Annotated in this window: 13 protein-coding genes and 1 riboswitch; of the genes, 10 read left to right on the forward strand and 3 right to left on the reverse strand. The window is 52.9% G+C overall.

Features of this window, described 5'->3' with window-relative positions:
• Nucleotides 1-15 precede the first annotated feature (15 nt).
• The 10 genes from H5P27_RS00495 to H5P27_RS00540 all read left to right on the forward strand — a co-directional run bounded on the left by H5P27_RS00495 (nt 16) and on the right by H5P27_RS00540 (nt 12,315).
• Complete coding sequence (locus tag H5P27_RS00495; protein ID WP_185658422.1) at nt 16-1,722, forward strand: sodium:solute symporter family protein; 1,707 nt, start codon at nt 16-18, stop codon at nt 1,720-1,722.
• Nucleotides 1,719-2,489 carry a hypothetical protein gene (locus H5P27_RS00500; RefSeq protein WP_221774555.1) on the forward strand — a complete coding sequence of 257 codons (771 nt, stop codon included), beginning with the start codon at nt 1,719-1,721 and terminating at the stop codon, nt 2,487-2,489. Before H5P27_RS00495 ends, H5P27_RS00500 begins: the two co-directional genes overlap by 4 nt.
• Nucleotides 2,476-3,192, forward strand: coding sequence for a PIG-L family deacetylase (locus H5P27_RS00505; RefSeq protein WP_185658423.1), 717 nt, complete (start codon nt 2,476-2,478; stop codon nt 3,190-3,192). The genes H5P27_RS00500 and H5P27_RS00505 overlap by 14 nt, the downstream gene beginning before the upstream one ends.
• Nucleotides 3,193-4,326, forward strand: a complete 1,134-nt coding sequence (bshA, locus tag H5P27_RS00510) for an N-acetyl-alpha-D-glucosaminyl L-malate synthase BshA (protein WP_185658424.1) — start codon at nt 3,193-3,195, stop codon at nt 4,324-4,326.
• Between the two features lie 95 nt (nt 4,327-4,421).
• Nucleotides 4,422-4,805 carry a nucleotide pyrophosphohydrolase gene (locus H5P27_RS00515; RefSeq protein ID WP_185658425.1) on the forward strand — a complete coding sequence of 128 codons (384 nt, stop codon included), beginning with the start codon at nt 4,422-4,424 and terminating at the stop codon, nt 4,803-4,805.
• Nucleotides 4,802-5,929 (forward strand): FIST signal transduction protein, encoded by a 1,128-nt coding sequence (locus H5P27_RS00520; protein WP_185658426.1) that lies wholly within the window; start codon nt 4,802-4,804, stop codon nt 5,927-5,929. Before H5P27_RS00515 ends, H5P27_RS00520 begins: the two co-directional genes overlap by 4 nt.
• Nucleotides 5,929-7,113 (forward strand): sensor histidine kinase, encoded by a 1,185-nt coding sequence (locus H5P27_RS00525; protein WP_185658427.1) that lies wholly within the window; start codon nt 5,929-5,931, stop codon nt 7,111-7,113. Before H5P27_RS00520 ends, H5P27_RS00525 begins: the two co-directional genes overlap by 1 nt.
• Nucleotides 7,114-7,185: 72 nt before the next feature.
• A riboswitch (ZMP/ZTP riboswitch) is annotated at nt 7,186-7,268 on the forward strand.
• A gap of 30 nt (nt 7,269-7,298) precedes the next feature.
• Nucleotides 7,299-8,822, forward strand: a complete 1,524-nt coding sequence (locus H5P27_RS00530) for a glycine hydroxymethyltransferase (protein WP_185658428.1) — start codon at nt 7,299-7,301, stop codon at nt 8,820-8,822.
• 373 nt (nt 8,823-9,195) lie between these two features.
• Nucleotides 9,196-11,115, forward strand: a complete 1,920-nt coding sequence (locus H5P27_RS00535; RefSeq protein ID WP_185658429.1) for a methyl-accepting chemotaxis protein — start codon at nt 9,196-9,198, stop codon at nt 11,113-11,115.
• Nucleotides 11,116-11,235: 120 nt separating this feature from the next.
• Nucleotides 11,236-12,315, forward strand: coding sequence for a C1 family peptidase (locus tag H5P27_RS00540; RefSeq protein ID WP_185658430.1), 1,080 nt, complete (start codon nt 11,236-11,238; stop codon nt 12,313-12,315).
• Here H5P27_RS00540 and H5P27_RS00545 read toward each other — a convergent pair.
• Genes H5P27_RS00545 through tyrS form a run of 3 tightly spaced genes read right to left on the reverse strand, consistent with a single transcriptional unit; the run spans nt 12,294 to nt 15,001 of the window.
• The gene (locus tag H5P27_RS00545) at nt 12,294-13,421 is read right to left on the reverse strand and encodes a tRNA-queuosine alpha-mannosyltransferase domain-containing protein (RefSeq protein WP_185658431.1); all 1,128 of its coding nucleotides are present in this window, start codon (nt 13,419-13,421) and stop codon (nt 12,294-12,296) included. The two genes, H5P27_RS00540 and H5P27_RS00545, sit on opposite strands and share 22 nt — an antisense overlap.
• Nucleotides 13,422-13,453: 32 nt before the next feature.
• A complete protein-coding gene (locus H5P27_RS00550; RefSeq protein ID WP_185658432.1) occupies nt 13,454-13,693 on the reverse strand; it encodes an FmdB family zinc ribbon protein in 240 nt (79 codons plus the stop codon).
• 21 nt (nt 13,694-13,714) lie between these two features.
• Nucleotides 13,715-15,001 (reverse strand): tyrosine--tRNA ligase, encoded by a 1,287-nt coding sequence (gene tyrS, locus H5P27_RS00555; protein ID WP_185658433.1) that lies wholly within the window; start codon nt 14,999-15,001, stop codon nt 13,715-13,717.
• Between the last annotated feature and the right edge of the window lie 70 nt (nt 15,002-15,071).

Below are 15,071 nucleotides of genomic sequence, written 5' to 3' on the forward strand. Positions count from 1 at the left end.
CACACGGTTTTATAGATGAGTGGCTTAGATTATTTCGTTCTCGTTGGCACCCTGTTAGGTATCGCCCTTTATGGGATTTGGAGAACTCGAGAAGGCGGTGGCCTTAGAGGGTACTTGAAAGGTGACGATTCGATACGCTGGGGTACAATCGGTCTCTCGGTGATGGCCACTCAAGCGAGTGCGATAACCTTCCTGTCAACGCCAGGGGTCGCCTATGATAATGGAATGGGTTTCGTGCAGAATTACTTTGGGATGCCTTTTGCAATCATCATTATCTGCGCCTTTTTTATCCCAATCTATAGGAAGCTCAATGTGTATACGTCCTATGAATACTTAGGACAGCGGTTCGATTCTAAGACACGAATCCTTGGCGCATTTCTCTTTTTGGTACAGCGGGGGCTAGCCGCAGGAATTACTATTTATGCACCGGCTATTGTGGTATCCACCTTGCTTGATTGGAATCTGGATCTGACGATTGTCATGGTAGGAGCCTTGGTCGTCGTCTATACCGTTTCGGGAGGTACGAAGGCTGTAAGTATCACGCAACGCTACCAAATGGCTGTTATCATGGTCGGTATGTTTATCGCATTCGGCATGATAATCGCAGGCTTGCCCGATGATGTCTCCTTTGCCTCTGCTTTGTCCGTTGCGGGAGTGATGGATAAGTTGGAGGTGGTCAGCTTTTCGACCGATGTTAAGGAAGACTATACCGTGTGGACCGGCCTGCTGGGGGGAACCTTCCTGATGTTATCCTATTTTGGAACCGACCAATCTCAGGTTCAGCGTTATCTAGCGGGAACTTCCACTAGCGCTAGTCGCTTCGGTCTTCTTTTGAACGCTGTGGTCAAGATCCCCATGCAGTTCTTCATATTGTTTGTAGGGGTGATGGTGTTTGTTTTCTACCTGTTTGAAAAGCCTCCTGTCTTTTTCAATCAGGCGAGCCTTGATGCGGTACACCAATCCGAATACTCCGACGAGCTGCAGTCATTGGAAAAAGAATACGCTGAAGCGGTATCTCAAAGAGCGGAGGCCGTCAGGGACTTGGCTAAGTCCTTAGACAATGGAACTTCTGAAGAAGTAGACTTAGCAAAGGAGCATGCTTTGGAATCGGAGGGACGAGCTCTCGGGATTCGCGAGGAGGTGAAGACTCTGATAGGGAAAGCGGGAGAGGATTTGGAGGCTAAGGACTCTGATTACGTTTTCATTACCTTTATCCTCAACTATCTGCCTGCCGGTTTGGTCGGACTTTTAGTGGCAGTAATCTTTGCCGCCGCCATGTCTTCGACTGCATCGGAACTGAATGCCTTGGGATCGACCACGATGGTAGATTTTTACCGCAAATTTGCCAAGCCAGATCGGGACGAAGCGCACTTTGTATTTGTCTCCAAAGCGTTGACTGCTGCTTGGGGCTGCTTGGCCATCGTATTCGCCCTTTACGCAAATCTAGTGGAGAATCTTATAGAAGCGGTGAATCGCCTGGGGTCCGTGTTTTACGGTGGGATTCTGGGAATCTTCCTTGTAGCCTTTTTCATAAAGCTAGTGAAGGGGAGTGCCGTTTTCTACGCAGCGATTGTTTCGCAAATCGTGGTGGTTGTCATGTACCAGAGTTTAGAGATCGGTTACCTCTGGTATAACTTGATTGGCTGCGGCATGGTCATGGGGCTATCGGTGCTCTTTCAGTTAGTGATAGGAAATGGAAAAATGGAGGCTAGGTCTAGATGAGCTCGCAGCCTGTAATCTGTTTCGGCCAACAACCTTGTGGCTTTTTTCCTAAGCGGTTTCTGGTATCCAAAATTTGGACAGCTCGCCGCCTGCAGAAAGAAATTGGGGGCGAAATCGTCTTTTTCTATCACGATTGCGATCACGATCCACGGGAAACGCAAACCAAGTTGACTCATCGGGATTCGGGAAAGCTGCAATCTCTCAATTTCGCTTTCGCCAACAAAATACAGAAGAAGTATTCACCGCTTTTTGCCAAACGGGTGGATCGCGAGTGGCAAGCGAAGACCGTGCGGCAGCTTCCGCAGTTCGTCAGCCAGGAACTCGTCGAACTCTTTGCGTCGGTAGCGGCGGACAATGTAGCGGACTTTTGTTTGGAGATGTATCGTGGAATGGGTTTGCTGGACGGTATCCGCGTAGAGAGATCAGGCAGCAAAGATTTCCGGAGATCGGCCATTTCGGTGGATGATTACTTTGTGGATACCCGGTATGAAGGAGAGTGGGTGAGGGCTCGCAAGATGGATTCCGGTTTCGCTCTGCACCAGGGAGGGAGTTCGTTCTTGCCAGTCGAAGCGGAAGGTAACGAGAAGTCGATGATTACACCGACTCGAGATACCCGTTTGCTTTGGATGCAATCTGTCATAAACTGTACTCACTATGTTGCAGGGGCAGGGGAAATTAAATATTTGAATACGAGCGAAGCACCTGAGATCGTTTTCGTGGAACGAGACTTTATCGAAAGAAGCGACGAGGCTTATGTCGGAGACTGAAAGAAAGCGAATTTTAGCGGTGGGGGCGCATCCGGATGACATCGAGTTTGGATGTGGAGCAATCTTGCTGAAAGAAGCTTCGCTTGGCTCGCATATTGGTTTGCTGGTTTGCTCGCTGGGAGAGGCGGGGAGCAACGGGACTCCGGAAGTTCGCGAACAGGAATGCCGAGAGGCGTCCAGCTTGTTGGAAGCGTCGCTGACCTTTTTGGATTGCGGCGGCGACTCGAAAATTGAAGCGAGTAGGGCCAACGCCTTGCTGATCGCTAAAGAAATCCGACGGCTACGTCCGGACGTTGTATTGGCTCCGACGGATACGGTGAATCAACATCCCGATCACGTGGCTATTTCGAATGTCACCCGCGATGCCGCCCGTTTGGCCCGTTATGGAGGCTTGGAAGAGCTCAAAGCGTTTTCTCCCCATGCAGTGGAATCGCTCTTTTATTATGCGATCACTCCCGGTGCAGCTCGCGAAGGAGGAACCCCCTTCCTTGTTGATGTAAGCCCTTTTGTCTCTGCTTGGGAGGCGCTCATGAATTGCCATGCTAGCCAAATGAAGACCCGTAATTATCTAGAGCTGCAGGTTTCGAATTCACGCACTCTCGGACTTCAGATGGGAGTTACTCATGGGCAGGCCCTCTGGCCAAATGATCCGGTCGTGATCGATTCCTTGAATTCGGCCCCTCCCGGCGCGCGTCTATTCTAAGTGAGCTTTGGTTCGAAGTTAAAGATAGGCATAGCGTGCTACCCATTAGTAGGGGGGAGCGGGATTTTGGCTTCGGCTTTGGGAATGGAGTTGGCTCAAATGGGTCACGAGGTGCATTTCTTCAGCTATGCCAAGCCCGTGCGACTCGATACGGAGATGGAAGGTATTCATTTTCACGCGGTCGCAGTTTCCAAATATAAGTTGTTTGAATATGCGGATTATACCCTGCCGCTTGCGGTGAAAATGGCTGACGTGGCGGATCGGGAGCATCTTGATATTATCCATGCCCATTACGCGGTTCCCCATGCGACAGCGGCATACATCGCCAAGCGAATGGCCAAACAAGACAAGTTGCGTATCGTTACCACCTTGCACGGCACAGATACGACTTTGCTCGGAAGGGATCCGAACTACCGCCGAGCGATCGAGTATTCGCTGCAGCATTCAGATCGAGTAACGACCGTCTCGCACAGTCTTAGGCGGGACACGGAGGAAGTCTTCGACGTGGGGAAGGAGATCGACGTGATCCATAATTTCTACAGCCCAGGTATTCCCACACGCTCGCGAGGAGACATGCGAGAAGAGCTGGGGCTAGGCGATAAGTTCACTCTGTTCCACGCTTCAAATCTTCGGTCTGTAAAACGAATCGACCTATTGCTCGAGGCTGTCTCCCTCACTCGCCACAAGGATCGTCTGAAGCTGGTGATATTGGCGGGTGCTCCGTTTGACGAATACAAGCCGAAGGTTGCTGAGTTGGGACTGGAGAATACTGTAATGGTTCGGGAGAATGGGTATCCGATTGAGAACTACATCGAGGCGAGCGACCTGTGCCTGTACACTTCGCGGACGGAGAGTTTTTGTCTCAGCATTTTGGAGGCAATGTTTCTGGGCAAGGCTTCGATAGCCTTCCGGGTGGGAGGTATTCCTGAAGTTATGGAGGAAGGGGAGTCCGGTCTTTTGTGCGATTTTGGGGACTGCCAAGCGATGGCAGACGCCATTGACGACATGGTGGAACGACCGGAAGAGGCGGCTCGTCTCGGTCGAAACGCCCGAAAACGGGCGGAGTCGAGCTTTACCGCTAAACGTATCGTTCCGGGTTATCTCCGTTGCTACAGCGACGCTCTCTCGGTGTGATTGCTCGGGCTGTTTAAGTACTGTCCGAATTTTTTCTACGTAAAAAACATAGCTTGGTACTCGCATTGTGTGAGTAGCCGGTTTGAATTTCGGGCATGTGTTTGTCCGATACCTCTACCCCGATCGAGACGCTTAAGCAGAGAGCTCTAGCCTCAGCGGAAGAGAGGGATTGGGGCCAGTTTCATTCCCTTAAGAATCTGAGCATCGCTCTTGCTGGAGAGGCGGCGGAGCTTATGGAGCCGTTTCAGTGGCTGGAAGGTACCCAAAGCGATGAGCTTTTGGAAGATGCTAAAAGCCGGGAAGCCGTGGAGGACGAGCTCGCCGACGTGGTGATCTACGCTTTGCAGTTTGCCAACCGTGGAAACATCGACCTCAGCTCAGCGATCGAGCGTAAGATGCGAAAGAACGCTTTTAAGTATCCGGTCGAACTCTCGAAGGGGAGTGCTCGAAAGTTGGGGTTGAGCTCTGACAAGAAATGATAGTCGAATCCAGTTCCAGTCCTCGAATTGAGGATTTGTCCGAAGCTCTGGCCCGCATCTCGATGGCTGAAGGCGTTGGATTGATGCTGGTGTTAGCGTGCGATGCGAATGCTTACAGCCCCGCTGCTATCAATCCAATCCTGCAAAGTTGCCCAATCCCCATTCTGGGTGGCATCTTTCCGCAAGTCATGGCCGGCGGTCGGCTTTTGGAAGAAGGCTACGTCATCCTCGGCTTTCCAACTCAGTCTCAGGTTTTTACAATCCCTCGCTTGAGCGATCCTGATGTCGATTTCGAGTCAGCCCTCGAATCCTTGCCCGTTTCTCTCCCCGGATCGAAAACGATGTTCGTTTTCGTCGACGGTCTTTCTAGCCAGATTAACCGCTTCGTAGAAGAGGTTTTTGCGGTTTTTGGTCTTGAGCAGAACTACATCGGAGGCGGTGCTGGGTCTCTCAGTTTCGAGTCGAAACCGTGCCTTATCACGCCGCAAGGTTTGGTTCGCGAAGCTGCGGTCCTTGCATTTGCCGATTTGGAAATCGGGGTGGGAGTCGCCCATGGCTGGCGAGATTTAGCTGGGCCTTTCGAGGTGACCGAATCGAAGGGGAATGCGATCGCATCGCTCGATTGGAGACCCGCCTGCGAGGTTTACCGGGAGGCCATCGAATCCATCGCGGGCGACAGTTTCGAAGGGGTGGACTTTTTCAACGTGGCTAAGAATTATCCCTTTGGCATAAGCAAACTTGGGACCGAGAAGGTCGTTCGTGATCCGATCGGGGTGAACGAGGACGGAGCTATAATTTGTGTGGGAGAAGTGCCTGAGCATTCTCTAGTCTATATTCTTACGGGCGAACCGGATACCTTGATCGAAGCTTCTGGCCAGGCGTTGAGCCTTGGTTGCCAAGCTGCGAGCTCCGCCGGCGAATCGCGTGGCTGCCTGTTGCTGGACTGCATTTCCCGCTACCTGTTTTTGGGGGAACGATTCGGTGAGGAATTTTTCCAGCTCGCGGAGCGGAGTGGGATGAGTCAGGTCGTGGGAGCTTTGACTTTGGGAGAGATAGCGAACAACCGGAAAGATTATCTGGAGTTCTACAACAAGACCGCGGTAGCGGGAATTTTCGAATCCTGATGCCTCTCGGAACGGAAGCTCTGCAGATCTTTTACGAGATTTCGATGTCTATCGGAAGCGATCTCGATACCCGTTCCATGCTCAAGACCTGCTTAGGCAAGTACTTGCGTAAGCTCAATCTATCAGCCGGCTGTCTGCTGCAGAAATCCAGCGGTTCGGAAGGAGCTGCCATACTAGAGCCGCTTTATCTGTTGCCAAAGCTAGAGGGGGTCAACCGAGCCAAGCAGATTTGCGACCAGCACCTCGCCCCGCGCTACTCCAAGCGTGATTTCATTGCCCTAGAAAAGTCTTTGCCGCTTTGCATCAACGCCGGAGAAAACGAGTTCGCCTATATCTTCTCATTGCCGGATCTCGGGCTCTTGGCCTTGGTGAAAAACGGTACTCCGTTCACCGAGCAAACAGTCCGTTCCTTGGCTCCCTTAAACGCGAAGCTCTCCAATGCTTTGCGGGCTTGCCTGCAGAAAGACGAGCTGGAACGCAGCGAGAAAAGTCTGGAAAAGGCGAATCGTCGCTTGAAGGAGTGGGACACCGATAAGCTCGCATTCATCCAGTATATTTCGCACGAGCTCAATACGCCTCTGAATTGGATCGGAAGCCTCCATATGGTGGAGTTGGACGTGTTGTCGGAGGACAACCGTCGTTGCGTCGAATTTGCGAGCAAAGGATTCAGGCGCATTTCCAAACTGACTAAGTTGGCTTCGGACTACTTCGAGAAAGCCCGGGTAAATTGGCCGGGCGAACGACGGGAGATTTACCTTGAGGATCTGAAGCGGGCTTTGGCCGATCTTTATCGGCCGCTTGCCGAGTCGAAGGGAGTGAGGCTGGACTTTAGCGGAACCTGGGAGGGCTCTATTTTCGTTGATGAAAAGGGGCTTAAAGGTGTGCTGACTACCTTATGTTCGAATGCGATTGGGTTCTCAGATTTCCAAGGATGTGTGACGGTTTCGGCTTTCCCGAAAGAGCAGGGGATCGAGTTTGTCATTGAGGACGAAGGGGTCGGCATCGAGCCGGAGCTATTGGAATCGATCTTCAAACCGTGCCAGATTCCGGAGCACAAACGGACCCCGGGAGGTTATGGTTTTAGCCTGCCTCGGGCCAGGATTGTATCTCAATCCAACAATTGGAGCTTAAGGGCGACTAGCGAGGGGCCGGGAAAGGGAGCCACCTTCAAGTTGCGGATCTAGTGGAGCAAACGAGCTGCTTCGGGGCTCGTTTTCCCATAGTTCGCATTGACTTCGTGGGGCGGGGCCCTTTTTTCGGATGCAAGCGACTGGCGAAGCAAAGGCGGGATTGACCGCCGGGAAGCGGTTCGGTTCTATCGCGCGCCTGGGTAGAACTTTTTCAGAGAAAAACCGCTTCCATAACAATCATGAGTGATTCCACCGCCACGCCATTGCAGGACTACTTGTCCTCCCGTTCCCCTGAGTCTGTCTCGCCGGCCATGATTGGCTACCTCGCGAACCTTCAGCAGGTCGCGGAAGTCAATCCATCCATTGCCCGCTCCATCATCAAGGAGCTAGAGGACCAGCGCAGTAACTTGAAGCTGATCGCTTCGGAAAACTATACCTCGACCAACACCCAGGCTGCCATGGGCAACTTGCTTACTGACAAGTATGCCGAAGGATTTGCTGGAGCTCGCTACTACGCCGGTTGCGACAATATCGACGACATCGAGTCGGAAGCTTGCCGCTTGGCTTGCGAGCTCTTCAAAGCAGAGCACGCCTACGTGCAGCCGCACTCGGGAGCCGATGCTAACATGATCGCTTTCTGGGCGATCTTGCAGGCTAAGGTAGGCGTTCCTACTCTAGAAGAATTGGGCGAGCCAAATCCTGCCAAGCTCTCTCGCGAGGATTGGAACAAGGTCAGAGCGGCCATGGGCAACCAGCGCATGCTTGGCTTGGATTACTACTCCGGAGGTCATTTGACCCACGGCTATCGCTTCAATGTTTCCGCTCAATTTTTCGACGCTTACAGCTATTCGGTTAACGAAGAGACAGGATTGCTCGATTACGACGCCCTCGAGAAGCAGGCCGAGGAGGTGAAGCCTTTGATCCTTCTGGCTGGTTATTCGGCTTATCCTCGTAAGGTGAACTTCCGCCGCATGAAGGAGATCGCCGACAAGGTCGGAGCGGTTTTGATGGTGGATATGGCCCACTTCGCTGGTCTCGTTGCGGGCGACGTTTTTGAGGGCGACTTCAACCCGATGCCATTCGCCGACGTGGTGACCTCCACGACCCACAAAACTTTGCGTGGACCTCGCGGCGGTATCGTTCTCTGCAAGAAGGAGTTCGCCGAATTTGTGGACAAGGGGTGCCCGCTCGTCATTGGTGGACCGCTTCCGCATGTCATGGCGGCCAAGGCGATCGCCTTTGAGGAAGCTCTCAAGCCAGAATTCAAGGCCTATGCGGCCAAGGTCGTCGAAAACACAAGCGCCATGGCGGAAGCCATGATCGCGGAAGGGCTTACCATCGCTACGGGCGGTTCCGACAACCACTTACTATTGATCAACGTAACGAGCTTCGGTCTCAATGGTCGCCAAGCGGAAGCCGCCGTCCGTGAAGCGGGCGTCACGCTCAACCGGAACTCCCTTCCTTTCGATCCGAATGGTCCTCACTATACCAGCGGACTTCGCGTGGGGGCTCCCGGTGTTACTTCGCTTGGCATGGACGTGGAGCAGATGAAGGAGATCGCTTCTATCTTTAAGCTAATCCTGTCGAACACTAAGCCTGCCACCATCGAAAAGGGCAAAAACGCCGGCAAATTGAGCAAAGTTAAGTACGTGCTGCCAGAGGCGGTGATCACCGAAGCGCGTGGTCGTGTGAAAGCCTTGCTGGATGAATTTGTGCTCTATCCAGAGATTGATCTCGAGTTTCTCAAGAAGAGCTTTTGCTAGCAAGCAAGGTTTATCTCCTAGATTTTAGGATAATTCTCTAACGCATACCATGAGGGGTATGCGTTTTTTTTGTCCCTAAATCTGAGGCGATGAGGCCTTTGGATCTATCGGCTAGGGTGAATATCCCCTAATCTGAAATATTACTTATTTTGCTCAGGTTCTACCAGAGTAGCTTAAGGTTCCCCGAGGGAGTCCGATCTCTCTGGGGTCGAAATGAAAATTTTCGGCGACAACTCAGCATTCACGGAGTCCGCCCCTGCGGGGTTTCTTCCCGTACGGACAAAGTGGAACTCAAATCCCCTCTGTATTCGGGAGCCCTGCTTCCACCTCAGTCAAATTCTCTAAAGCAACAAATATAAATCCCACCCGAAAAATGAGCTCAATGTCACTAGCCAAGAAAATTGGTTTAACTCTCGCGATGGCTCTCACGTTCTTCGTTGTTCTCGCTGTGGTATCCTACGTAGCGGTATCCAACTTGAATGACTCGTTCGGAGAGTTCTCCAAAAGCGTCGAAGATGGCGAAGAGGCGGCCGACAAAGTCGTAACCGCGCTTTCCATGCGATCCAACATTTCAGAATTTCTCTCTTCTGCTTCTTCTGAACATGTTGCTCATCATAAAGAGATGTACGGTGCAATGGTCTCGTCTCTCGCGGAAGGGAAGCGGAAGGCGACGAGCGAGGAAGCCAGCAAAGCACTGGCATCTGCAGGAGACCTGATGGAAGGCTACAACAAGGCTTTCCAGTCGATCGTGGATTTGAAGGGTAAGCAGACTGCATTGTTGAACAATACGGTGCAGCCGGGCTCGCAGGAAATTAAGGATCTGCTCCAAGAGATGCTGGTAGCTGACCAAAGCAAAGGTGATATCGCTGGAGCGTTCGTGACTTCCTCTGCCTTGCAAACAGTCTTTGAAGCGGAGTCGGCGATCAATCGGGTGATTGTAAAGTACTCCGACAAAGATATAGCCAAGGCCAAATCGCTAGTTGCTGACCTCGGTGCCAAGCTCAAGACGCTGAAGGATGACTACCAAATCAATGTAGACTTTGATGAATCGCTACGGGACGAGCTGAAAGATCGCGTATTGCCTCGTTGTTTGGAGGCTAATAGCGAATTCGCCGGCGGAGTTTCAGAGTTGGCTTCCGCTCTCAAGAGCATTCATGAAATTTATAACCGCGACCTACTTCCGGTAGGGCCAAAGTTCGTTGAAAAGATAGACGTCTATCGCCGCTCTATTGCCAAGCATCAAGCTGAGCTCAAGGCTGACGCTGAAAGCCTGCAGGCAACCGTTGGGTTGTTGGTACTTGCGATCAGTGGTTTAGGTCTTGCGATTGGCTCTGTAGGAGGCTGGATCGTGGTGCGCGGCATCACTCGCAACATCGATGGAATCGTGGGACGTCTTCAGTCCGCGGCTGGCGAGACTTTGAACGCTTCCGAGCAGGTGTCCTCTAGCAGCGATGCGCTCGCTCGAGACTCTTCGGAGCAGGCGGCCTCTATCGAAGAGACCAGCTCTTCCCTAGAAGAGGTCAATGCCATGACCGAAAAGAACGCTCAGAATGCGGAAAACGCCAAGAAGCTCGCTTCCGAAGCTCGTTTGGCAGCCGAATCTGGAGCGGAGTCGATGAAGGATATGATCACTGCAATGCAGGACATCAAAGAATCGTCCGACAACATCGCCAACATTATCAAGACCATCGACGAGATCGCTTTCCAAACCAACATTCTTGCTTTGAATGCTGCGGTTGAGGCCGCTCGAGCAGGTGAGTCCGGCGCTGGTTTCGCAGTGGTTGCTGACGAGGTAAGAAGCCTCGCTCATCGTTCAGCTGAGGCAGCGTCTATCACTGCGGAGAAGATTGAGAATTCGGTTCAGAAGTCCGAACGCGGCGTTGAAATCAACCAGCGCGTTGCGGAAAACTTGCAGACTATCGTTAGCCATACTCAGAAGATGGACGATATCGTGGGAGAAATCTCCGATGCATCTGCCGAGCAGAATCGCGGCGTCGGTCTGATTCAGACTTCCATCCACAATATGGATAGCGTGACGCAACGAAATGCGGCCGCCGCTGAAGAAACCGCTTCTTCCAGCCGAGTGCTGCTTGAACAATCCAACGATATGCAGCGTACCATCCAAGACCTCGTATCGGTCGTTAATGGCGGTAATCGCAGCTCTGCTCCTCGCGCTAGCAAGAAACCGGCTCCGAAGAAGGAAGTTCAGTCCTTCGACATGCCTGCGCCACGCAGCGCTCCTGCAGCTCAGGCATCCCGAGACGATGCTTTTGTCGATCTCTGGGATAACTAAGAATAAATCGGGTAAGCTTTTTCGAACGCGCCTCCTTTTGGGGGCGCGTTCTTTTTGGTTTAGGCTGAAGTCTAAAGGCAAAAGTCCGAATAAAACGGATATGGCACTTAAAGCCCTTCCATGAAACGCTCGCTCCTCATTCTCGCCTATTTTGTTTCGACTCTGGCTTGGTCCCAGGATCGTTACGAAAGCTTGAGCGCAGCTGGGACGGACTATCGCCAAGTCGTGGTGCTATCGGTCAACGATTCCTCTATTTCCATCCGGCATAGCAAAGGCCTGTCTCAGGTATCACTGGCAGACCTAAGCCAGGATTTGCAGCAGAAATATGGTTATGATTCGAGCAAGGCGCTCAGGAGGGAAAAGGATCTGGCGAGGATTCGCCGTACGCAAACCATCGAGCAGGTCCAGCGCTTAGAGGCTGCGTTACTGGAGCAAAAGAACTCTTCAAAGGTGGAAGAAGGAGCTCAAGCTGCGTTTTCGAAGTTTGGCTCTGTCCCTCTGCTGCATCCGGAGGTTGATCTTCGTCCTCAGTTTCGTTCCTACGGGATACGCGTCAGAAGTCAGTCTGGACCCAGCTGTTCGGTTCACGCCATCGTTGCGGCTTTGGAATTTCAGTTCGCGGCTAAACACAGTAAGAACCTTAACCTTTCGGAAGACTATCTAGTATCGGCCACGGCCCGGTCTTTAGGTTTTGCCTACAATATTGGATACGACCCGGAAACAGGGGTCCCGAAAGGATGGGATGCAGGCTTTGCTCTGGAGCAGGTCTTTCAGGCCATCCGTGGGCATGGTCTTTCTTTGGAGCAGAGTAGTGAGGAAAAGGCGGCGGGCAAAAAGCCTGTTGTTTTTCTCGATGTCGGGTTCAGTCCATTTTTAGTTCCTGGAGGTCGTTCCAAGAAATGTATACAAAACCTGATACATGTTCTCAATTCCGGCATGCCGGTTGTCTCCGGTATGGCTTGGCCCGAATATGAATTGATTTCCCATACCAGCGTTTTGTCAAAGCAACCACCTCGCTCGGGAAATGGACACGCGGTAACGATCGTAGGCTACCGCTGTGAAGATGGGGTTCTTGAACACACGAAGTTCATCTTCCGCAACTCATGGGGAGATAGTTGGGGAACGGGAGGCTATGGCTTTTTGACCTACGAGTACCTCTTGAATAATCTCTACAGCTCCTACGTCGTCGAGCTGCAGTAAAGGGTTTCGTCGTACGCTTCGATACACTGACTCCAATCGTAGCGTGCCATGACGGTAGAATGCTCAGACGGCTGTATCCACTGTCTGGATTTTATAAGCTCTTCGATTCGGTCTGCTGCTTGCGTTAAATTCTCGAAGTAATTTTGCGGATTCTCTATCGGTGAAATGTGGTCGGGGTACGCGAGGCGTCGGGGGAGGATCGGATGGCAGCCGCAGTAGATTGCCTCCACTACGCTTCCGCCAAAGAAATCCTGTCTCGAAGTCACCGGCAGAATATCAGCTCGCCAAAGCCACTTGGCGTAGTCCTCGAAGGAGTCCGCTCGACCGTAGGATATAATGCGGCGTCCCAACTTCTTGCGGGCGTGGGCGAAATATTCCGGTTCCTCGTCGAAACGATCGCCCAGCAAGGCTACTTCGAAGTCGACGTTTCTCTTCGCTAGCTCGAAGAGCAATTTGCAGAAGCCTTTCGGATTCTTGTCGTACTCCCAGCGGTGGTTCCAAAGCAAGAGCGGCGTCTTGTTTGGCTGGGGCGAAGTTGGTTTGAAGGCGTCGAAAGCCTTCAGGTCCATCCCGAGCGGGAGGACGACGCTCTTGTTTTCGATCTCGGCGATGGTCCGCTTGTTGCGATGATCGGGGTAGCGATCTAGAAACTCAGGCAGAGCGGCGGTGAATGCATCCCGATGGTATTGAGAGTTATAATACACTTTGTCCGCAGCGAGGGCGGTGGTGTAGTTTATAAAGGCATAGTGCAGGTCGCGGGATTTTTTGACGTCGGCATCGCGGGGCGACCAAGGGTAGCAAAGCTGGTTCTCGTGGAGATAGACGGCGGTGGGAGTCTTTGCGTAACGCGAGCGAACGAGGGCTAGAAATACGGCGAAATCTAGCATGTCGGTCGCCAGGATCAAATCGTATTGAGTATCCCGCGACATGAGCTCGTTCGCCAAAGTTACGGCCGCTCCGTGCATCCGCCATTTCCAGCTTCTGCCCGGCAGGGGCAGGAGGTCGATCTGGTGGCGGGAGTAACGCTTTAATTCTTCCGCCCAGCGTTGATGAGAACCAGAAAAGAAGGGTTCGACTAGGGCGATTTTGAGAGTCGGAACTGACAAGGTGAGCGATCGGACCGTCTAGCCGTGCAAGGTCAGTGGTCGCAGCCGCAGCCACTGCCTCCGCAGCAGGAATGTCCGCCACCGGAGGAAGAAGGGGAGGGCGAGTTGCCGCCCATGGTGAATCCGTATCCGCCGGTGATGACGCGACGCACTGGCTTGCCCGATTCGGGATGTGCGGTCAGGGCGTCGTCCTTCATGCTTTGCTGGATTTCGAAACGCTCCGGCTTTTCGTCCGGAGTTTGCGGGATGGTTTCGTAAACGTAAGTCGCCATGGGGGGAACAATGACGTGTTTTTACTCCACGATCAAGGCGGCGTAGTTCTTTTTGCCGCGACGGAGGAGAATGTATTTTCCGTAGTGGACGTCCGCTTCGCTGAGCTTGTAGCCCATTTCTTGCACGCGGTTGTTGTTGACGTAGGCCCCGCCTTCCTTGACCGCCTTTTTGGCTTCGCCACGGGAGTTTGTCAGGCCGGTGTCTACGAGAGCGTCGAGCAGAAGCAGGCCTTCCTCGCTGTTGAGCCTATCCGCTGGCAAGGTAGCGGTTGGAATTTCTCCCGCCACGTTGGCCAAGGCGTTTTCGGTGATGCCTTCGAGCCCGCCACCAAAGAGGATCTTCGATGCGGTGATGGCGTCTTGCGTGGCTTGTTCTCCGTGGATGAGGTTGGTCATCTCGGTTGCCAAAGCGTGGTGCGCTTGGCGTTGCCCTGGGTTCTCCTGATGTTGGCTTTCAAGCTCGGCGATCTTCTCTTGGGAGAGGAAGGTGAAGAACTTTAGGTATCGGATGACGTCGCGGTCGTCCACGTTTACGAAGTACTGGTAGAAGCGGTAGACGCTGGTCTTGCTCGGATCGAGCCAGATAGCGCCTTTTTCGGATTTGCCGAACTTCGAACCATCGGAATTGGTGATCAGGGGCAAGGTCAGGCCGTAAACTGTCTTGCTCGCCATCTTGCGAGTCAGTTCGGTACCTACCGTGATGTTGCCCCATTGGTCTGAGCCGCCGATTTGCAGCTCGCAGTTTTCCGCCTGGTTTAGGTGGTAGAAGTCGTAGCCCTGCAGCAGCATGTAGGAGAATTCGGTGAAGCTGATGCCCGACTTTTCGTCGCCCATGCGAGCTTTGACCGACTCCTTGCTGACCATGGAGTTGACTGTGATGTACTTCCCGACGTCTCGTAGGAAATCGAGGAAGCTGATCTTGCTCATCCAAGAGGCGTTGTCCACCAGCATGGCTGTGTTCTCGATCTCTTCGGAGAAGTCCAGCAGGCGGGTTAGCTGCACGCGCACTTTTGAAATGTTGTGGTCGAGGACTTCCTTGGTCAGCAGCTGGCGTTCGGATTTCTTGCCTGAGGGGTCGCCGATGGATCCGGTCGCTCCGCCGGCCAAGGCGATTGGCTTGTGACCGTAGTTTTGGAAGCGGCGCAGGCCGATGAGAGGCACGAGATTGCCTACGTGCAGACTGTCTGCGGTCGGATCGAAGCCGGCATACAAGGAGATGGGTCCTTCTTCGAGACGCTTGGTCAGCTCTTCCGCCGCCGTGCAGTCGTTCACGAGTCCTCTCCACTGTAGATCTTCCAAAATAGTCATAAGGCGAACGGTTTTGGGGAGAAAGGCAGGACGTGTCCATTTCGAAATCCTCGGGCCTGCAGGAGAGGGG

This window comes from Pelagicoccus albus (assembly GCF_014230145.1).
GTDB lineage: Bacteria > Verrucomicrobiota > Verrucomicrobiia > Opitutales > Opitutaceae > Pelagicoccus > Pelagicoccus albus.